General features: G+C 47.2%; 16 protein-coding genes and 3 pseudogenes. 8 read left to right on the plus strand and 11 right to left on the minus strand.

All coding sequences use genetic code 11. The annotated features are described in order from the left end of the window. Positions 1-85 precede the first annotated feature (85 nt). From DW830_RS05730 to pheS, 7 genes are all read right to left on the minus strand, one after another. On the minus strand, positions 86-865 hold the full coding sequence (locus tag DW830_RS05730; protein ID WP_119249254.1) for a HesA/MoeB/ThiF family protein: 780 nt from the start codon (positions 863-865) through the stop codon (positions 86-88). A 182-nt stretch (positions 866-1,047) separates the two neighbouring features. Then, on the minus strand, positions 1,048-1,473 hold the full coding sequence (locus tag DW830_RS05735; protein ID WP_022120280.1) for a biotin/lipoyl-containing protein: 426 nt from the start codon (positions 1,471-1,473) through the stop codon (positions 1,048-1,050). 10 nt (positions 1,474-1,483) lie between these two features. Then, positions 1,484-1,633: a hypothetical protein gene (locus DW830_RS16080; RefSeq protein WP_176425588.1), complete on the minus strand. Its 150-nt coding sequence runs from the start codon at positions 1,631-1,633 to the stop codon at positions 1,484-1,486. Positions 1,634-1,657: 24 nt separating this feature from the next. Then, entirely contained in the window at positions 1,658-3,223 is a 1,566-nt protein-coding gene (locus DW830_RS05740; RefSeq protein ID WP_119249223.1) for an acyl-CoA carboxylase subunit beta, read from the minus strand. Between the two features lie 233 nt (positions 3,224-3,456). Then, a complete protein-coding gene (locus DW830_RS05745; protein ID WP_119249224.1) occupies positions 3,457-5,874 on the minus strand; it encodes a carboxypeptidase-like regulatory domain-containing protein in 2,418 nt (805 codons plus the stop codon). Positions 5,875-6,002: 128 nt separating this feature from the next. Beyond that, positions 6,003-6,554: a DUF3332 domain-containing protein gene (locus tag DW830_RS05750; RefSeq protein WP_119249225.1), complete on the minus strand. Its 552-nt coding sequence runs from the start codon at positions 6,552-6,554 to the stop codon at positions 6,003-6,005. A 19-nt stretch (positions 6,555-6,573) separates the two neighbouring features. After that, positions 6,574-7,614 carry a phenylalanine--tRNA ligase subunit alpha gene (pheS, locus tag DW830_RS05755; protein ID WP_119249226.1) on the minus strand — a complete coding sequence of 347 codons (1,041 nt, stop codon included), beginning with the start codon at positions 7,612-7,614 and terminating at the stop codon, positions 6,574-6,576. 181 nt (positions 7,615-7,795) lie between these two features. Between pheS and DW830_RS05760 the strand changes: the two genes are divergently transcribed. The 3 genes from DW830_RS05760 to DW830_RS05770 all read left to right on the plus strand — a co-directional run bounded on the left by DW830_RS05760 (position 7,796) and on the right by DW830_RS05770 (position 10,649). Next, positions 7,796-8,653 (plus strand): DUF4348 domain-containing protein, encoded by an 858-nt coding sequence (locus tag DW830_RS05760; protein ID WP_119249227.1) that lies wholly within the window; start codon positions 7,796-7,798, stop codon positions 8,651-8,653. A 66-nt stretch (positions 8,654-8,719) separates the two neighbouring features. Next, positions 8,720-9,775 carry a UDP-N-acetylmuramate dehydrogenase gene (murB, locus tag DW830_RS05765; RefSeq protein ID WP_119249228.1) on the plus strand — a complete coding sequence of 352 codons (1,056 nt, stop codon included), beginning with the start codon at positions 8,720-8,722 and terminating at the stop codon, positions 9,773-9,775. A 94-nt stretch (positions 9,776-9,869) separates the two neighbouring features. Beyond that, complete coding sequence (locus DW830_RS05770; RefSeq protein ID WP_119249229.1) at positions 9,870-10,649, plus strand: MBL fold metallo-hydrolase; 780 nt, start codon at positions 9,870-9,872, stop codon at positions 10,647-10,649. 287 nt (positions 10,650-10,936) lie between these two features. Here the strand turns inward: DW830_RS05770 and DW830_RS05775 are convergent, their stop codons facing one another. The 3 genes from DW830_RS05775 to DW830_RS05785 form a co-directional block, all read right to left on the minus strand. Continuing rightward, positions 10,937-11,233 carry a hypothetical protein gene (locus DW830_RS05775; RefSeq protein WP_317125374.1) on the minus strand — a complete coding sequence of 99 codons (297 nt, stop codon included), beginning with the start codon at positions 11,231-11,233 and terminating at the stop codon, positions 10,937-10,939. A gap of 9 nt (positions 11,234-11,242) precedes the next feature. Further along, complete coding sequence (locus DW830_RS05780; RefSeq protein ID WP_119249230.1) at positions 11,243-11,593, minus strand: phage holin family protein; 351 nt, start codon at positions 11,591-11,593, stop codon at positions 11,243-11,245. A 65-nt stretch (positions 11,594-11,658) separates the two neighbouring features. Then, positions 11,659-11,871 carry a YtxH domain-containing protein gene (locus tag DW830_RS05785; RefSeq protein ID WP_089544569.1) on the minus strand — a complete coding sequence of 71 codons (213 nt, stop codon included), beginning with the start codon at positions 11,869-11,871 and terminating at the stop codon, positions 11,659-11,661. Between the two features lie 382 nt (positions 11,872-12,253). Here DW830_RS05785 and DW830_RS05795 point away from each other — a divergent pair, with 382 nt between their 5' ends. The 4 genes and pseudogenes from DW830_RS05795 (at position 12,254) to DW830_RS05810 (ending at position 15,704) form a co-directional block, all read left to right on the plus strand. Next, a complete protein-coding gene (locus DW830_RS05795) occupies positions 12,254-12,736 on the plus strand; it encodes an SPOR domain-containing protein (RefSeq protein WP_119249232.1) in 483 nt (160 codons plus the stop codon). Positions 12,737-12,777: 41 nt separating this feature from the next. Then, positions 12,778-13,190 (plus strand): annotated as a pseudogene (ruvX, locus tag DW830_RS05800) (Holliday junction resolvase RuvX). Continuing rightward, positions 13,187-13,747 carry a peptide deformylase gene (gene def / locus DW830_RS05805; RefSeq protein ID WP_118311235.1) on the plus strand — a complete coding sequence of 187 codons (561 nt, stop codon included), beginning with the start codon at positions 13,187-13,189 and terminating at the stop codon, positions 13,745-13,747. The pseudogene ruvX and the gene def overlap by 4 nt, the downstream one beginning before the upstream one ends. Further along, a pseudogene (locus DW830_RS05810) lies at positions 13,744-15,704 on the plus strand (tetratricopeptide repeat protein). Before def ends, DW830_RS05810 begins: the two are co-directional and overlap by 4 nt. A 124-nt stretch (positions 15,705-15,828) precedes the next feature. On the opposite strand, the gene DW830_RS05815 reads toward DW830_RS05810, so the two are convergent. Then, positions 15,829-18,048: a RelA/SpoT family protein gene (locus tag DW830_RS05815; RefSeq protein ID WP_119249233.1), complete on the minus strand. Its 2,220-nt coding sequence runs from the start codon at positions 18,046-18,048 to the stop codon at positions 15,829-15,831. A 674-nt stretch (positions 18,049-18,722) separates the two neighbouring features. On the opposite strand from DW830_RS05815, the pseudogene DW830_RS05825 reads away from it, so the two are divergent. Continuing rightward, positions 18,723-20,302, plus strand: a pseudogene (locus tag DW830_RS05825) (DUF4301 family protein). The last annotated feature ends 716 nt before the right edge of the window (positions 20,303-21,018 follow it).

A 21,018-nucleotide genomic window follows, 5' to 3' on the forward strand; every position in this document is an offset into this window, starting at 1 on the left:
GAAAGGATGCGTTACTGCCTAATTTGTTTTTATCAAGTTGTGCGTGTTTACCCGATGCTTTATTCTATCTCAAATCACACGCAGCCTACTCATAGTCGATGAGATGATCGATGGTAGGGTGGTCGCCGCAGATTTCGCAGGATGCACGCTTCTTTACCTTGATGGTGCGGAAGTTCATCGTCTTGGCATCGAAGGTGAGCAATCGGTCGGTGAGCAGTTCGCCCACACCGAGGAAGTACTTCAAAGCCTCGGCAGCCTGGATGGTTCCGAGCATACCAGCGATGGCACCCAGGACTCCTGCCTGGCTACTGGTAGGAACAGCGCCTGCTGGAGGTGGCTCCTTGAAGAAGCAACGGTAACAAGCCGTGCCTGGAAGATGGGTGAAGGTCTGCCCCTGGAATCTCAGGATGCCGCCATGCGAGAATGCCTTGCCCAGTCGCACACAGGCATCATTGATGAGGAACTTCGCCGGGAAGTTATCGGTGCAATCGATGATGAAATCCCATGGCTTGATGATTTCCTCGGCATTGTCTGAGGCGAGGAAAGTATGATATGTTGTCACCTCTACATCAGGATTGATGGCAATCATCTTCTCCTTGGCGCTTTCCACCTTAGGGGTATTCAAGTCTTTGGTCTGGTGGATGACCTGGCGTTGCAGGTTGCTGAGGTCAACCACATCGGCATCCACGATACCGATATGTCCTACGCCAGCCGCAGCGAGGTAGAGGGCAACTGGGGAGCCTAAGCCTCCGGCACCAATGATGAGCACCTTGGCATTGAGGAGCTTTTCCTGCCCCTCGAGACCTACATCCTGAAGGAGGATGTGGCGACTGTATCTTTCTATCTGTTCTTCTGTTAAATCTATCATTTTATTGTACTTTATGTCTTTTTTCTTTAGTAAAAAATTACTTTGTATAGCAGTTTATGCTCATACAGCAGTATAGAAAAAGGTCGCAAACAATTAACAGCTTGCGACCTTTGATATTCTTTATAAATTCCCGAATCGTAAATTCCCGAATCAGAAAGTATAATTCTCGAATTCTTGATTTACTCGATAACCACGAGTGCATCCTCTTCGAGAACAGCCTGACCAGGCTTTACGCAGATAGCAGTAACCTTGCCATCCTTCTCAGCCTCGATGTTGTTCTGCATCTTCATAGCCTCGAGAACGACAACAGTATCGCCAGCCTTCACCTCCTGACCTACTGCTACCTCGATGCTGGTGATAGTACCAGGGAGAGGAGCCTTTACAGCGTTGGCTGTATTTACGTTGGCAGCTGGAGTAGCTTCAGCATCATCAGATGCAGCAGCTGGCTGACCGAGCACTACCTTCTTCTTTTCTGGTTCAGCTTCCTGTTCCATCTCAACCTTGTAAGCTTCGCCATTTACGTTCACGCTTGCGATGTTACCCTCAACAGCGTCAATCTGAACCTTGTATTCTTTTCCGTCAATTGTATATTTAAACTCTTTCATTTCTTTATCTTTATGGTTTGGCTGTTAAACTCAAGAACTTGGCGTTCCACATCGTCTGACGTGGCTTGATCGTAATGATGCCAGGCTCCTTGTCGTGTACGTTATTGCCCTGGTACTCATAGAGTGCCATGGCAATCGCAGCATAAATATTCTTATCCATTTATTCTAATGTTTAATTATATCATTACATTGGCATACAGCCATGCTTCTTAGCTGGCAAGCTCTGACGCTTGGTTGCGAGCTGAGCCAAACCACGGCAGATGCGGAAACGGGTGTTGCGTGGCTCGATGACATCATCGATGTAGCCATACTGAGCAGCCTGATATGGATTAGCGAACTTGTCTGTGTATTCCTGCTCCTTCTCTGCCAGGAATGCCTTTACATCCTCACCAGCTTCCTTCTTAGCCTTAGCTTCCTTACCACAGAGAACGGCAACGGCACCGCTGGCACCCATTACGGCAATCTCTGAAGATGGCCAAGCGAAGTTCAAGTCGGCACGCAACTGCTTGCAACCCATCACGATGTGGCTACCACCATAGCTCTTACGCAATGTGATGGTAATCTTTGGCACGGTAGCCTCTCCGTAAGCGTAGAGCAACTGTGCACCGTGGAGGATGACAGCATTGTACTCCTGACCTGTACCTGGCAAGAATCCTGGTACGTCAACGAGAGATACGATAGGAATATTGAATGCATCGCAGAAACGAACGAAGCGGGCTGCCTTGCGGCTAGCGTTTACATCGAGTACACCAGCATAAGCTGATGGCTGGTTAGCTACGATACCCACACTCTGACCATTGAAGCGGGCGAAACCTGTGATGATGTTCTTAGCGAACTTAGGCTGAACCTCGAAGAACTCTCCGTTATCAGTTACAGCGCCAATCACCTTGTACATATCGTATGCCTGGTTAGGATCCTCAGGGATAATCTCGTTCAAGGTATCATCCATGCGGTCGATAGGGTCTGTGCACTCTACGCGTGGAGCCTCTTCTGTATTGTTGCTAGGGATGAAAGAGAGCAAGCTCTTGATCATCTCGATAGCCTCTTCCTCAGTCTTGGCAGCGAAGTGGGTAACACCACTCTTGGTTGCGTGGACAGATGCACCACCGAGGTGCTCTGCATCGATATCCTCACCGGTTACGGTCTTTACAACCTTAGGACCTGTCAGGAACATATAAGAAGTCTGCTCCTTCATAATGATGAAGTCGGTCAAGGCTGGAGAGTAAACGGCACCACCAGCGCAAGGACCCATGATAGCAGAAATCTGTGGAATGACACCAGAAGCGAGGATATTGCGCTCGAAGATTTCTCCATAACCAGCGAGGGCGCAGATACCTTCCTGGATGCGGGCACCACCAGAGTCGTTCATACAGATAACAGGTGCACCCATAGTCATAGCCATATCCATCACCTTGCAGATCTTCTGTGCCATAGTCTCAGAGAGTGAACCACCGTTAACGGTGAAGTCCTGAGCATATACGTAAACCAGGCGGCCTGCGACAGTAGCGCTACCAGCTACCACACCATCACCGAGGTACTGCTTCTTCTCCATACCGAAGTTAGTGCAACGGTGCAACTTGAACATGTCGTACTCCTCGAAACTGCCAGCATCTACCAACATTTCGATACGCTCACGAGCTGTATATTTGCCACGTGCATGCTGCTTCTCGATGGCCTTCTCACCACCGCCAAGACGAGCCTGTTCGCGCTTAGCGATCAGCTCTTTAATCTTTTCTACTTGTTTGCTCATAATTAATTATTATGTATAATTTCTTTTTTCGTTTATAGTGATTTGAGATGATGGATATGAACCGTCATCGCATAAATCGGGCACAAAGATACGAAAAAAACCGCAGATAGCGAACTATCTACGGTTAAATATTTAGAATAATGTGAAAAATCACCATTTTTGAGTGCTAAAACTCCTCGCTTTTCCTTATCCCTGCTTTTAATTCCTTACTCTCTGCTTTTACTTCTGGCTTATCAGAATTCCAATAACACTCTTGCATTGAGCTGTCTGCCGGTGAGATAATTAGGCACGGCATACTGCTGATTCGTGACATCCGTTACCCAATAGTAGCTGTTTACGTTGTCGATGCCGAAGAGATTGAGGCAATCTATACCCACTGTTACATTCTTGAGGAATGTTCTGTGCTCATGATGGTGGTTGTCCAGCAACTGGTAGCTCATTCCGATATCTGCACGGCGATAGGCGGTAGCTCGGAAACTGTTGGTTTCCAGTTCTCTATGAGGCGCAGCGAATGGAAGACCATCGGCAAAGGCGAGCTTGAGAGACAGAAGCCACTTCCTGCTGCCTGGGAAGTAATCGGTGAAGAAGAGATTCACCGCATACCGCTGGTCGGTAGGAAGCGGGATGCTCTTGCCCTTGAGTTTCATCCTGGTATCCATCAGCGACAGACTGAGCCAGGAGTCCGTGCCGGGTACAAACTCGCCATAGAGCTTGAAGTCGAGACCTGCTGCATGACCGCTGCATTCGTTCTGTCCGTAATAAACTACCTTTACATTACTGACAGAGTAGGGCACCAGATTACTCAAAGCCTTGTAGTAGGCTTCGGCTGAGAACTTGTATCTCTGTTCATTCACCTTGAAACGGTAGTCGTAACCGGCTATGAAGTGGATGCTTCGCTGACTCTTGATCTTCCGGTTGAGCGATGCGATGGTTGCTCCATTGATGGTGGATGTATCTCTCAGCTCCTTGAAGAAAGGTGCCTGATAATAAAGACCTGCTGCGAAACGGAGCGTCGTATTCTCATGGCTTGCCGGGATGATGGCGAGGGAGACGCGCGGGCTCAGGATGGTTTCCCGGTTGAAATTCCAATGGCTCAGACGAAGACCATAGTTTAGCGTATAGAGTGTTTGCCTGATATCGCCAGACTGGATGGAATCTCCTCCGCTAGTGAAGCGGTAAGTATCTTGAAGATAGGCTTCTATGCGGTTGGCATTCAACTCGTTTCTAGCCTTCATGGAATAGTACATATAGAGGTCTTTTCCGGTGTGCGGAATGCTGTATCCGGCAGAATCTCTCATCTCGTATTCTACGGAATTTTCTTCGATATGCTCCCGTTTCATTGTGACAGCAGCCTCCATATCATGCTTCTGTATCTTGTGCTTCAGCATCAGCTTGGCACTCATCACACGAGCCGTGAGATAATTGCGGGCATGCTCGAAGTAGGTTCCTACACCCAGGTTTTCGGAGGTTTCGCTCTGGTCTAGCCAATACTGTCCCTGAATATCGTATTTTTCCTGTTCTCTGGTGTAGAAGGCACTGCCCAGGAGCGAGATGCTGGTGTTGGAGGTGATGTTGCGGGTGATGCCCAGCGTTCCGAAATAGGTGAGGAAGCGATCCTTCTCCTGACCGTCGAAATATACTCTAAAGTTCTTGACGTTTTCCATTGTTCCGAAGGTGGTTTCACGGTCGGATGGCTCGAAATTGTAGTGGTTGTCAGAGATGTTTCCGATGAAATCAATCTTCCAACGCTTGTTGGGCTGATAGCTCAGATAGGTCTGATAGTCGAGATAGTTCGGCTTGTATTCTCCCTTGGTCTCCATCGAACCGAGCAGATAGGCTGTAGTCTTGTATCTCACACTGTTGAGCCAGGACAGCTTCCGGGTTCCCAATCCTATGTAGGCATCCGCTCCGAGCAGGCTGGCAGCTACGCTTCCTTCCAGGATGGTTTTCTTTCCCTTTGCCTTTAGTGTCTTGTAGGTGATGTCGAGTGCAGAACTCATCTTGTCTCCGTATTTGGCAGCATATCCACCCGTAGAGAATCCGATTTTATCTACCATATAGGGATTGATGATGGAGAGACCTTCCTGCTGACCGCTGCGGACGAGATATGGACGATAAACCTCCACATTATTTATATATACGGAGTTTTCGTCGAAAGCACCGCCACGCACATTGTATTGTGATGAGAGTTCGTTGTGGGTACTTACGCCGGCTTGCTGCTGGATGATGCCTTCTACGGCATTGCTGTTGGCAGAAGGAGCCAGTCTGGCATCCTTGAGCTTGATTTCCTGTGTCTGGTCGGTCTGTATTTTTTCTCCCGTTACATTCACTTCTCCCAGCATGGCATCATCGGTATGGAGAACTACTTGCAGGTTTTGCCTGCCCCGAGGTTTTCTCAGCACTCTAACCTTGCTCTTGTATCCTATCATGGAGAATTTGACCGTCACGCTGTCGGCAAAATGAAGGTGCATGCTGAACTCTCCCTTCAGCGAGGTAAAGGCTACTTTTCCCTGGCTTGCCACGGATACGGTGACAAGCTCTATAGGATGACTGTCTTCATCAGTCACCCTGCCGTGCAGTGTAAATTCCTGTGCCATCATCTTCAGGGTGGCAATCAGGCATATTGTGAGAATGAATAATCTTTGTTTCATACATTATCTAACGCAGAAACACCTTATTTATTATAATAAAGAAGTAGAATAATGGAATGAATGAAAATAAAAAAGGTGAGCCATTTCTTTGATGACTCACCTTATTTCATATAGGGTAGGGTGGTATTTTACTTGTTGCAAGCAAAATACAAACCGTCGTTAACAGCCATGCGGAGCTGGTAAAGACCAATCTCGTTCTGCTCTACGTTCATCTTCTGTCCGCTAGGCAGGCAAGCCTGGATGCTGCCATCCTCGTTGAAGCTGAAGAGCTCGCGGATGTCGCCATCCTTGCTGTAAGACCAGCTCTTGTTCTTCTTGTCGAACACGAAGTAAGACTTCTCACCAGCAGGGTCGGTAATCTCGTAGCCATTCTTCAGAGTCTTGATGGCATACAATCTGCCATCCTTGCCGGTAACATTCTGAGTCTTGCCAACGTTGGCAATCACTTTGTCACCTGTCCAGAACTCTATGCTGTTGAGTACAAACAAGTCAGCTACTGAGCAGACTGCATAAGCAGGGCTGATGACAATGAAAATCAACTCGTTGATGAACTTGTTGTCTGTCGCACGTTTGTTCCAGCTGAGCACACTGTTGGTCAAGCCGAAAGAGCCGATGCATGAACTTAAGCACATTGAACCCAATGCGAGCGCAATGATGGTGTTAACTGTAATTTTTTTCATGTTGATTCTTATTAATGAATTACTTTGCTGATTCGAATTCACGCAGGAAGCGGGTATCGTTCTCTGAGAAGAGACGAAGGTCGCTCACACGATACTTCAGGTTGGTGATACGCTCAACGCCCATACCGAATGCATAACCGGTATATACGTTGCTGTCGATACCACATGCCTCGAGATCGTGAGGGTCAACCATACCGCAACCCAGGATTTCAACCCATCCTGTATGCTTGCAGAAGTTACATCCCTTGCCACCGCAGATGTTGCAGGAGATATCCATCTCAGCACTAGGTTCTGTGAATGGGAAGTAGCTAGGGCGCAGGCGGATCTTGGTATCTGCACCGAACATTTCGCGAGCGAAAGTGAGGAGCACCTGCTTGAGGTCGGTGAAGCTTACGTTCTTATCTACATAGAGACCTTCTACCTGGTGGAAGAAGCAGTGGGCACGTGCGCTGATAGCCTCGTTGCGATATACTCGTCCTGGGCACAATACGCGGATAGGTGGCTCGTGGGTCTCCATATAGTGAGCCTCGTCGTTAGAGGTATGGCTACGGAGCAATACATTCTTGGTAACATCGTCGGAGTTGGTCTTCTCGATGAAGAATGTATCCTGCATGTCGCGGGCTGGATGGTCGGCAGCGAAGTTCAGCATGGTGAATACGTGCTTGTCGTCATCTACCTCCGGACCCTGATAGAGAGTGAATCCCATGCGGCCGAAGATGTCGATGATCTGGTTCTTCACCACGGTCAATGGATGGCGGGTTCCGAGCGCTACAGGATAAGCTGTACGGGTCAGGTCGATGTCATCGCTTGAAGACTCTGCTTCCTCCATCTGCTCTTTCAGACCATTGATTTTCTCAAGGGCTGCGTTCTTTAATTCGTTGATCTTGATACCAACCTCTTTTTTCTGGTCGCCTGGCACATTGCGGAAGTCGGCCATGAGGGCATTGATTTCACCCTTCTTGCTGAGATACTTGATGCGAAGCTGCTCTACCTCCTCTGCGTTCTGGGCTGTGAGAGCGTTGACTTCTTTCAAGAGTTCTTCGATTTTCTCTAATAACATATCTTATTATTTGTCTGTTTACTAAATTGAAGTTTAAGCGATTTGTTTGCCATAAATGGCTCGCAAAAGTCACTAATTCATCTATTTTGAGTGCAAAGATAACATTTTTTGCTTAAAATATGAAATATCTCAAAAGAAAGTTGTACTTTTGCATAGAAAATTTGAGAAATTTTATAAGTTTATGAAGAAACTCTCTTTGATAACAGTCATGTTGGCGGTGCTTACCATCGTTTGCTTCACCTCTGTAGGATGCACAGACAAGAAGCCGGCACCCGCCGTTGATTCGACTGCGGCTGATACTGCCGTAGCCGACACACAAGCTATGGACTCAACTGAGAAATTGATAGAGGAGACTCCGATGCCGAAGGCAGCAGACGAGTTGTTTGATGATTTCCTGTTCAATTTTGCAGCCAGTCGCAAACTTCAGATGGAACGCATCCATTTCCCTCTGGCAGTATATCGTAATGATAAATTAAAGAAGCACATCGAGAAGCGACATTGGAAGATGGAACATTTCTTCATGCGCCAGGATTACTATACGCTTATTTTCGATAACCATAAGCAGATGAACCTGGTGAAGGATACCACCATCGATCATGTGGTGGTAGAGAAGGTGTTCTATAGTAGAAAGGTGGTTCAGCAGTTCCTCTTCAACCGCATCAACGGTCAGTGGATGATGACCAGCATCAATTACAAGCCGATGTATCAGAATATGAATGCCAGCTTCCTGAAGTTCTATGGTGCCTTTGCTGCGGATACGGCTTTCCAGGCTCGCCATCTGCATAATCCGGTGAAGTTTACCGGTCCTGATCCTGATGATGATTTCAGTACGATGACGGGTGAGATTGAGCCTGAGACCTGGCCTGCTTTTGCGCCGCAGTTGCCTCATGGTATGATATATAATATCATCTATGGACAGAAATATACGGAGAGCAGCCAGAAAATCTTTGTGATTCGCGGTATTGCCAATGGGTTGGAAACCCGTCTTACCTTCAAGAGAATCGAGGGTAAGTGGCAGCTGATGAAGCTGGAGATGTAAATATAGCGATTAGTGATTACTGATTAGTGATTGTGTTTTTTTATTGATTTTTAGAAATAACCAGATATGAAGGATATCCGAGACTATAGCCTGTTGGCTCACAATACGTTTGGAATCGATGCCAAGTGCAAGCGATTCCTGGAATACTCATCGGTAGAAGAGGCGCAGCAGATTGTGGCTGGGCTTACGACTGCCGATCAGCCGCTGCTCATCCTGGGTGGAGGCAGTAATCTCCTGCTGACAGGCGATTATCAGGGCACGGTGCTCCATTCTGCCATCAAGGGCATTGAGGTGCTTGAGAATAGAGAATTGGCTGCTGCTGAGCATGATGATGACCTGCTGAATCCAGATTGGGTGTTCCTGAACTGTGGTAGCGGCGAGGTTTTTGATGATGTGGTGGCCTATGCGGTTGAGCATGACTTCTATGGTGCTGAGAATCTGAGTATTATTCCGGGCGAAGTAGGAGCAAGTGCTGTCCAGAATATCGGTGCCTACGGAGTAGAGGCAAAGGATATAATATATAAGGTGGAGGCTGTAGAGATTGCTACCGGCAAGGTGGTGGTTTTCGATAACCGGGATTGCCAGTACAGCTATCGCCAGAGCAAGTTCAAGCATGAGTGGAGAGACAAGTATCTCGTTACCCATGTCATCTATCGTCTGAAGAAGACCTATGCTCCAGACTTGGATTATGGTAACATCCGTGCATCTCTGGCGGCTAAGAACATCGAGCATCCTACAGCCCGGCAGCTTCGTGATGTCATCATCGAGATCCGTAATGCCAAGTTGCCTGATCCTAAGGTGCAGGGCAATGCGGGCAGCTTCTTCATGAATCCTATCGTAGAGAAGGCGAAGTATGATGCTTTGGCTGCCCTGTATCCGGGCATGCCTCATTATACCATCGATGAGGAGCATGAGAAGATTCCTGCAGGATGGATGATCGATCAGTGCGGATGGAAGGGCAAGAGCCTGGGCCGTGCCGGTGTGCATGACAAGCAGGCATTGGTGCTTGTGAATCGTGGCGGTGCTACGGGCGAGGAGATTGTCAATCTCTGTGAGACCATCAGAAAGGATGTGAAGCAGAAGTTTGGCATTGATATCCACCCGGAAGTGAATGTAAAGTGAAGAACTAAGAATGAAGAACGAAGAGTGAAGAACGAAAAGTGAAGAACGAAAAGTGAGGAATTCGTTTGTTTTTCAGAGAAAAAATTGAATATTAATGAAGATTACATTATTGGGAACAGGAACATCTAGCGGTGTTCCTGTTTTAGGTTGTGGTTGTGAGGTGTGCCGCAGCAAGGATCCCCGGGATAACCGTTTGCGCTGTGCGGTGATGATAGAGACTGAGCGTACCCGTATTCTGATAGATGCAGGACCGGATATCCGTCAGCAGCTCCTGCGGGTTCCTTTCCGCAAGCTGGATGGTGTGCTGATTACGCATATCCATTACGACCATGTGGGAGGTATCGATGATCTGCGTGGTTTCTGTGTTTATGGTGATATCAATATCTATGGCGATGAAATCACCACAGAGACATTGCCGCATACGATGCCTTACTGCTTCCCTAAGGACGCGGAGAAGCTCTATCCGGGTGCTCCCAAGTTGAAGCTGCATACCATCGTACCCCATCATTCCTATCAGATTGGAGATATCGGGTTTATGCCTATCCGGGTGATGCACGATAAACTGCCTATCCTGGGCTATCGTTTCGGCAAGTTTGCCTACATCACGGATATGAAGATGATGGGTGATGAAGAGTATGCTTATCTGGATGGAGTAGAGACCTTGGTGATCAATGCGCTGCGATTCGATAAACCTCATCATAGCCATCAATTGGTAGATGATGCCATCCGTGTGGCGCGCAGGATAGGAGCGAAGCAGACCTACCTTACTCACGTTACTCATCAGGTAGGATTGCATGATGCTGCCAATGCCCAGCTTCCTGCTGGTTTTTGCTTTGCCTACGATGGTTTGGAGTTGGAAATTGACGAAAAATAAGTCTTAATGAAACTGAAAGAAATAAAAAAGTGCAACATATAAGGTTAAATAGGCTTAAGAAATAGCATTTTTTTTAGAAAAAGCTTGTGGGGTTCGCATATTCTTTCTACATTTGCATGTGTGTTTTTCATAGTATTAGATTTAAGGTTAACAAGGTATTGGGTCACAGCGGTGACCCTTTTTTTGTTTTTATACCCTATTAAAACACAAAAAATGCGGTCTTTTGCAAGGCCGCATTTCTTATGATAGTTTCATTCATATCTTTCTCTTGAGATAGAAGAATTCTCTTATTTCTTTTTCTTGAATTTCCGGTAGAGCTTCCACGCCAGCAGAGCTCCATCGAAAGCTCCCATACCAATAGACATCATACTTTGCAGTCTCTTGCCTCTGCTTGCGTCTTTCTTGAAGGCGTCAGGCTTGGTGAAGAGAGAGTTCCACAGGGTCTTGATCTTCTTGTCGTCTGCCTCTATGCTTTTGCGAAGTGCTTCCTTGCGCAGTCTGATGTCGTTGAGGCTGTTGTACTGTGGGCAACTGTCGTCGTCCAGGTACATATTGTCTTTGTTTGGCTCGTTTGTCATCATCATGCTCATTTTTTATTTTTGCATAAGCAGGCTGGCTAAGAATTTCACGAGTGGTTTTTCAATCCATTGATGTCGGAAAAGGATGAAGAGAACCAGTATCAATAAGTATGCTCCCGTCACGATGCAGAATGCAGGTGCCAAGCCTACGTAATCAGCCATGGCGAATGCGGCAGCAAACGAAAGATATATCAGAGCCAAGGTGAGGAGAGTCAGCAGCAGCGATCCCATGATCAGTGCAGCGAGCAGTCTTACCACCTTGTCAGCTACATCGAGTTTCATATACTCAGATCTGAGCCCGATGTAATGCTTGAGCACCTCTACGAGTTGCCCGATGGTTTCTACATTCTTATCGCTCGAAAACATTCTTATCGCTTATTCAAGTAATAATATGTTGTACTTGTCGAAATCTCAGGGTAGTTGGGTGGGGCTTAAACCTCAGGGGCAACATCCTTGATATCGTCAACCAAGTCGTCAACGTCCTTGCGTGTCAACTTGATGTCGTGCTTCTTGCAGAAATCTTCTACAGCTCCAGCAATCTTGCTGCGAGTATCCTCACCCTTCTCAGGAGCAAAAATCATACCGAGTGCTGTACCAGCGATAGCGCCACCGAGGAATGCGCCAATGTAACCTAATGCCTTCATAATCTAAAAGTTTTAAATGTTATACAATATATTGATGTTAATTGTGTGATGGCGATGGCATTTTGGAGTTTTTGAGTCCAGATGCACTTATTTCGCTTATCAATTGCAAATATACGAATTATTCTTCAAAAAACAAGCTTTTAAGTCTTAATTTTTCGTTAAAAGTGTTGTATTACCTTGTGTTTAACAATCTTTATGCTGAAAACGTTTCTTTCTTTGGGATATATTTTGTATTTTCGCAGAATAAAAGCGTAAAGCTATTCATTGCCCCTATATATAATAAGGTATAGGCAGAATTCACATTCTGGCAGGTGCCTATATATAATAAGGTGAAGCAATATGAAATATTAAAGTAAACACAAATACAATTTTAGAAAAGATTATGAAGAAATTATCAGTTTTGAGCTTAGGATTGTGTGCTGTTCTGGCACTCGCAAGTTGTGGTACATCTAAGGAAAGTGCCTACAAGAAGGCATACGAGAAGGCACAGCAGCAGGAGGCTCAGCAGGAACCAGCTGTTCAGGAACCAGTAGTTACTCCATTGGAAACAACAACTCCTACAGAGAGCACAACTACAGAAGTTGATAATGCTACCGTTCGTCAGGAGAATGTAGATCTCGTCTCAGGTGCTGGTCTGCAGAACTTCAGCGTAGTAGTAGGTTCTTTCTCTCTGAAGGCTAATGCTGAGGGATTGGCTAGCACTCTGAAGAGCGCTGGTTATGATTCTCAGATTGTTTACAACAGTGAACGTAACATGTATCGTGTCATTGCTTCTACATTCGTAGATAAGGCGGGTGCTGTAAAGAGCCGCAACGAGCTCCGCGCTGGCAAGTATCCAGATGCTTGGTTGCTTATGAAGAAGTAATTTTCACGTTTCACATAGAAGATTAGAAATTTCGTAACTGAATGCGAATTTTATCTATAGATTACGGTAAGAAACGTACCGGACTGGCAGTTACCGACCCATTACAGATCATTGCTAATGGGTTGGCAACTGTTGCTACGCCCGAACTTTTCGAATTCTGCGAAGCCTATATCCAGAAGGAGCAGGTGGAGCGCATCGTAATCGGTAAGCCTACCCAGCCAATGGGCAGCCTAGCGAGAACCTGGCGCGTGTGGAGAATTTCTTCAACCGCTGGCGCAAGGCTCATCCAGAGGTGCCCATCGAGTACTATGATGAGCGCTTTACGTCGGTTTTGGCGCATCGTGCCATGATAGACGGCGGCGTGAAGAAGAAGGCGAGAAGAGAAAACAAGGGATTGGTAGATGAGATAAGTGCTACCATCATATTACAAGACTTTATGCAATCAAGAAGATGATTTTACCAATTTATATTTATGGTCAGCCTGTATTGAGAAAAGTGGCTGAAGATATCACCCCCGATTATCCTGAGTTGAAGGAATTAATCAATAATATGTACGAGACTCTCGATTCGAGTAATGGCATCGGTCTGGCTGCGCCTCAGATAGGCTTGGCTATCCGCCTGGTAGTCATCGATCTCGATGTGCTCAGCGATGATCTCCCTGAGTATAAGGGATTCCGTCATGCCTTCATCAATCCTCATATCCTGGAGTATGATGAGGAGGCTGAGAAGGATACTTCTGATGAGGGATGTCTCTCTATTCCTGGCATCAATGAGAAGGTGGTGCGTCCTACCCGTATCCATGTGAAGTATATGGATGAGCAGTTCCAGGAGCATGATGAGTGGGTGAGCGGCTACTTGGCTCGCGTGATGCAGCATGAGTTCGATCACCTGGAGGGCACGATGTTCGTGGATCGCGTGTCTCCTCTCCGTAAGAACATGATAGCTGGCAAGCTCAAGAACATTATCAAGGGTAAGTTCCGCTGCAGCTATCGTACCAAGATTCGTCGATGAAAAAGTTTATTTTCACTTTTGTGCTGGTGCTGGCGGCTTTGTCAGCATCAGCGCAATATAGAGTTGACCGCCTCGTTACGGCGGGCAGAAGTGCTCTCTTCTACGAGGACTTCGTTCTTTCTATCAAGTATTTTAATCTAGCCATCGGTGCCAAGCCTTATCTCTATGAGCCTTGGTATTACCGCAGTGTCGCCAAGTTTAATCTCGATGACTTTATGGGTGCCGAGAGTGATGCCTCAGAGGCGATTAATCTCAATCCCTATATCAACGATATCTACGACTTGCGTGCCATCTGCCGCATCCGTCAGCAGCGTTATGATGATGCCATTGCCGACTATAATTCTGCCATCCGACTGGAACCCCGCAACCGCAACTACTGGTTCAACCGTGCGCTCTGCCAGATGGAGGCGAAGAATTACGACAAGGCACAGCTGGAGCTTGATACGGTCATCACCAAGTGGAAGGATTATTCGAATGCCTACTCCCTGAAGGCTGAGGTGTATCTGCACCAGAAGGATACGGTGCAGGCTGAGAAGTGGCTCGACCAGAGCCTGAAGCTGAATCCATACGATGGGGATGCCTGGATTACACGTGCCTATATGGCGCTTGCACGGAAGGAATGGAAGGTGGCTGATGAGGCGCTCACCAAATCGCTTCACTTCAAGCCGAACAATGTAAACAGTTACATCAACCGAGCATTGGCTCGTATCAACATCAACAATTTGCGAGGTGCGATGAGCGACTATGATGCCGCTATCGACCTGGATCCGAACAACTTCCTCGCTCACTACAACCGTGGACTGATGCGTGTGCAGTTGGGTGATGACAACCGTGCCATCACCGATTTCGACTTCGTCATCAAGATGGAGCCGAAGAACTTCATGGCGATATTCAACCGTGCGCTGCTGCATGACAAGACGGGAAACCTGAAGGCGGCTATCCGCGATTATACTACGGTAATCGATCAGTTTCCTAACTTCTGGACTGGTCTTTCTGCCCGTGCTCATTGCTATCGCCGACTGGGTATGACGGCGAAGGCAGAGCTGGATGAGTTCCGCATTTTCAAGGCGCAGATGAACAAGCATCTCGGTATCCAGCCTCGCTGGAGTGCGAAGACCAAGAAGGAGATGCGCAAGCGTTCGGAGATAGACCCAAACAAGTTCTCCTCTATTGTGGTGGATGATGAGCCGAAGTATGAGCATAACTACAAGAGCGAGTATCGTGGAAGAATCCAGAACCGCCAGGTAGAGACTGCCTATCTGCCGATGTTCCAGCTTTCTTACTTCCCTAACACTCAGAATGTGAGTGGGGTACAGGCTTTTGACAAGGATGTGGAGGCAATGAACCAGAAGATGAAGGACAAGGTTTATATCGTATGTTCCAAGGAGCAGTTGGATGAGAACGGTTCTATGAAGATCTTCTCTCTCATCGATAAGCTTTCGGCAGAACTGAGTGTGGCGAAGGATATCGAGCAGAAGAAGGCGATATTGATGCGTCGTGCCATGCTCATAGCGTATTGCGCGATTTCGAGGCTGCCATCAGCGATTTCACCTATTATCTCTCGCTGGATGATAAGAATGCACTGGCATACTGGCAACGTGCCGTCTGCCAGGCTGAGATGGATGAGTTCAACAAGGCTCAGGGCAAGGGTGTGGTGAATATCCATTCTGCCGAGGCTGATTTCAGCGATGCCATCCGCATGAACAGCAACAATGCCTACATCTATTATAACAGGGGTAATCTGCATGCCGGAAGAAACGAGCTTTCCAAGGCGATAGATGATTATACCATTGCGCTGAAGATTGACAACCGTCTTGCAGAGGCGTATTATAATAGAGGTATCGCACGTGCCAAGAGTGGCAACAAGCAGGCTGGTATCCAGGATCTTTCCAAGGCTGGAGAGCTGGGCTTGTATGATGCCTACTCGGTAATCAAGCGATTGAATAAGGCGAAATAAGTGCTTGAACAAGATGAAATAATAATAAAAAAATCCCGCAAAGCAAAATTCTGCGGGATTTTTTTTGTAACATTGATTTTTATGCTTTCCAATACGGTTGGTTTTATATTTTCTTTAAACCAATTTATATTCTCGTAACCTGCTTTACGCCCTTTACGGCGCTCAGTTTCTTGATGAGTGCATCCGTCTTGCCGGCATCATCGATCATCACGGTTACATTTCCCGAAAACAGACCGTCCTTGGATGAGATGTTGATGCCTCTCATCACGAGCTTATCCTCTTTCGAGATGATGTTGGTGATGTTGCTTATGATGCCGATATCATCGTTTCCGATGATTCTCAGGGTGATGGCATACTTCGATGTACCCTTTCCGCTCCATTTTGCCTTCACGATGCGGTAACCGAAGCGGCGGCGCAGCTCCTTGGCGTTCGGACAGTCGATGCGGTGGATCTTGATGCCCTTACTGATGGTTACGAAACCGAAGATAGGGTCGCCGTAGATAGGGTGGCAGCAGTGGGAGAGCTCGAAGTCGATGCCCTTCAGGTGCTCATCTATTACCAGCACGTCGTCGCTCTGCTTCAGCAGTTCCTCGGTAGGATTCTCGAACTCGAAGTTCTCGGCACTTTCGGCAGGCTTGTTGGCGTTGCTCAGGTTGAGATCGTGGTCACGCTCTTCGATGTATTTCTCCACCACGGTGTTTACGTCGAGTTTCTCTTCCGCCACATCCTTGTAGAAATCAGAGGTCTCCTTGTATCCCATCTTCTTGATGATGCGCGCCATGGTGCTCTCGTCAATCTCTATCTTGCGGTTCTTGAATCGGCGTTCCAGCAGTTCCTTGGCATAGAGTCCATCTTTCTTCTGCGTTTCCTTCAGGGCTAGTCGGATCTTAGCCTTTGCCTTGGAAGTCTGCACGATGTTGAGCCATTCTCTGCGTGGTTTCTGGTTGCTCTGGGTGAGGATTTCCACCTGGTCGCCCGAGTGCAGTTCCTGTCGGAAGGTTACCGCCTTGCCGTTGATCTTTCCGCCCACGCAGGTGTTTCCGATGCGAGAGTGGATGTAGTAGGCGAAGTCGAGCACCGTGGCGCCTTTCGGGAAGTTCAGCAGGTCGCCCTTAGGGGTGAACACATATACCTCGTCTTCCTTCAAGTCGGTGGTAAACTGGTCCATCAGCTGCAGGTCGTCGTTGTTTTCCAGAGCGGCACGGATGTTGGCAAGCCATTCGTCTATGCCTCCTTCTCCCTGCTTGATGCCCTTGTAGCGCCAGTGTGCCGCCAGACCGTGTTCGGCGATATCGTCCATTCTCTCGGTTCTAATCTGGACTTCCACCCATTTGTTTTCCGGTCCCAGCACGGTGGTGTGCAGACTCTCATATCCGTTGCTCTTAGGCACGCTGAGCCAGTCGCGCATACGCTTCGGGTTCGGTTGATACATATCTGTAATCAGGGCGAAGGTCTGCCAGCACAGCATGTATTCCTTCTCTCTAGGCGCATCGATGATGATGCGGATGGCGAAGAGGTCGTACACGCCCTCGAAGGCGCACTTCTGCTTCTTCATCTTCTGCCAGATAGAGTGGATGCTCTTGGTGCGTCCTTTCATGTGATATTTCAGTCCGGCAGCATCCAGTTTCTCTTTGATAGGCTGGATGAATCGGGCGATATAGGCATCGCGCGAAGCCTTGGTGGCATTCAGCTTCTCCTTGATCATATAGTAGGCATCGTGCTCCAGATACTTCAGGCTCAGGTCTTCCAACTCGCTCTTCAGCTTGTAGAGACCCAGCTTGTGGGCGAGTGGGGCATAGAGGTAGCTGGCTTCCTCGCTTACCTCGTGCTTTGCCTCCTTCTGTTCGGTATCACGTATCTGTCGCATCACGTTCACGCGGTCGGCAATCATGATGAGGATTACGCGCATGTCTTCTGAGAAGGAGATGAGCAGGTTGCGGAAGTTCTCGCTCTCGATGATCGGGTTGCGCTTGTAGAGATCGTGAATGCGGAGCAGTCCACTGATGATGTGTGCCACGCTGTCGCCGTATTTCTGCTGGATGTCCTCGATGGTCTGATAGCCGTCGATGACGCTGGTCTGCATCAGGATGGCGATGATGCCGTCTCGTTTCAGACCGATTTCGTTCACAGCGATTTCTGCTGTCTGCAGGGCTGCGAGTATAGGGTTCATGCCGAAGACGTTGCGCTTGATCTGGTGGTTGATGAAGGCATGCTGTATGTCTTCACGCAGATGCTGCTCATCGCCTGGCTTGAATGTGTCGCCCACGGCGTTTCTCAGGCGCTCCAGGATTTGGAGTGTCTGCTCTCTTTCTTCGGTTGTGAATTTAAAAGGTGTTTCGTTCATTGTCGTTCCCTCCCGTTGATTATATGTTATTGAGTTGTTATAACTCGTCTATCCATTTCTGGCCAGACTTTGTGTTAAGCCAGATGGCGAAGCTGCTGCTGATAATTAGCCCCAGCGAAAAAATAAACATTAATCCATCCATCATTTCGATAGTTTTGGATTATAAATTGTCTATCCACTTTCTGCCAGATTTGGTGTAGCTCCAAATGGCTAAGCTCATACCAATAACAGCTCCTATACACATTACTAAAGCAAATCCTTCCATAATATAATGTTTTTAATCGTTATACTTCATTACATTGTTCGCAAATAAAGCAAAGCTTATAGCGCTCAATGAGCCTGCAATGATGCAGACGTAATTAAATACTCCCATCTCGTCTCCGGTAATCATAGGAGATAATCCGCCTATACCGGTTCCGCTGATGAACAAGTTAGATACCCCATAGAGGTAATGTGATAGCCCCGACCTTCGGTCGTGCTCCTTTGATAATTTACTAACCATGTCGCAATATTCCATTTTAAATTTGACAAACAATGGCGTTTCAGCGTTAAAAAACGCGTACTTCGTTAAATTTTCAATGCAAAGGTACAAAAAAAAGCGGAAATATTTCTGATTATCAGAAAAAACTATTATCTTTGTAGCACATATAGTGTAAATTTAACATAAATATGGTATTATGAATCAGCAAGATCTAAACCAAATCGCTGCTCGCGGCATTTCCGAGCAGCAGATTGAACACCAGTTGGAACAAATCAAGAATGGCTTCCCATTCCTCAAACTCGAGGGTGCGGCTGCCATCGGTAAGGGTATCATGGCTCCTACAGCTCAGGAAGTAGAGGACTACGAGAAAGCGTGGAACGACTACAAGGCTGAGGGTCACAAGATTGTGAAGTTCGTACCTGCTTCAGGTGCGGCTAGCCGTATGTTCAAGAACATGTTTGCGTTCCTGGATGCTCCATACGATGTTCCTACTACTGACTTCGAAAAACAATTCTTCGAGAATATCAAGAAGTTTGCTTTCCGCAAGGCGCTCTGCGATAAGTGCCACGTCAACAACGAGAAGGGCATCATGTGCCTCATCAAGAAGGGTGATTACAAGGCTGTCGTGGCTAATCTCCTCAAGCCAGAGGGATTGAACTACGGTCAGTTGCCTAAGGGATTGCTCCAGTTCCACGAGTATGAGGACGAGGTTCGCACTCCAATGGAGGAGCACCTGGTAGAGGCTGCGCTCTATGCAAGCAGCAACGGCGAGGCAAATGTTCACTTCACCGTTTCTCACGACCATCTGGAACTCTTCAAGCAGATGGTAGCAGAGAAGGCCGATAAGTATGCACAGCGCTACGGCATCAAGTACAACATCTCTTTCTCTGAGCAGAAGCCTAGCACCGATACCATCGCTGCCAATCCGGATAACACTCCATTCCGCAACGAGGATGGCTCATTGCTATTCCGTCCGGGCGGTCATGGCGCACTCATCGAGAACCTCAACGAGATTGATGCTGATGTAGTATTCATCAAGAACATCGACAACGTGGTTCCAGATCGCCTGAAGGCAGAGACTGTTACCTGGAAGCAGGTGATTGCAGGTGTATTGGTTACTCTCCAGAAGCAGGCTTTCAATTACTTGAAGGTTTTGGATTCCGGACAGTATAACCACGAGAAGCTGGAGGAGATTATCCACTTCGTTCAGCGCGACCTCTGCTGCCGCAAGGCTGATATCAAGGAGCTGGAGGATGCCGAACTGGTTATCTATCTGCGCAAGAAGTTGAACCGTCCTATGCGTGTCTGCGGTGTGGTTAAGAACGTGGGCGAGCCTGGTGGTGGTCCATTCCTTACCTATAATCAGGATGGCACTGTAAGTCTTCAGATTCTGGAGAGCTCACAGATTGATAAGAACAATGAGGAGTACATGAAGATGTTTACCGAGGGTACACACTTCAACCCAGTAGATCTCGTCTGCGCTACCAAGGATTACCAGGCAATGCCTTTGATCTTCCTAAGTTCGTAGATCCATCCACCGGTTTCATCTCCAGCAAGAGCAAGAACGGTAAGGATTTGAAGGCACTCGAATTGCCTGGTCTCTGGAATGGTGCGATGAGCGACTGGAACACCGTATTCGTAGAGGTTCCTCTGGGCACCTTCAACCCTGTGAAGACCGTGAATGATCTGCTCCGCGATCAGCATCAGGCTGTAGAGGGCGGCATCAAGCACGAGCATCATCACGGAGAGGGTGGCTGCTGCGGCAAGCACTAATCCCACGGATTGAATTTTTTTAAGTCCCACGGATTGAATTTTTTAAGTCCCACGGATTGAATATTTTTTTAAGTCCCACAGATTTCACAGATTTACACAGATTTTTTTCTCGACCTTGCAGAATTAAATCTGTGTAAATCTGTGAAATCTGTGGGACTTTTGAATTATACCTCTGTGGGTGAGAAACGATAAAGGCTCAATCTTCGATCTGGCGGTCGAGGATTGAGCCTATATTGTTTTGTTAAGAGTTGAGGTATGAAATCGTAGAATCTTATCTATCTGCGAGATGACAAACCTGCAAGGGATAGACCTTGGCGCTTCCTTGATTTCTCTCTTAACGGATTCTTGATGTACATGCTTGCCAAAATAGCCGTACCAGATGATTGATTGAACCAAAATTCTTGTTACTTTTCTACTATTGGATTCTAGCTTTTCCGGGAGATTTCCTGGAGTTTAGCTTTCCGATAATACTCTTTTGCTTGAATTCTAGTTGTACCAGATTTCTCCGCCCAATAAAGTTGGATACTCTTCTGATGTTGTTCTTTCTACAGGAGCTGTAATCTCTACATACTCACCGTACTTTTTCGCTTTACTCTGCATAATTTAAAAAGGTTTTTGTTGATTTATTAAACTTATTATTTGATTGATCGAATGAGATAGATTATCGTGGGCATTGCTGCCCATTCCTAGTCATTTCATCTTTTCTTATCTTTATA

It is taken from the genome of Prevotella sp. AM34-19LB (genome assembly GCF_003468525.1).
Classification (GTDB): Bacteria; Bacteroidota; Bacteroidia; order Bacteroidales; family Bacteroidaceae; genus Prevotella.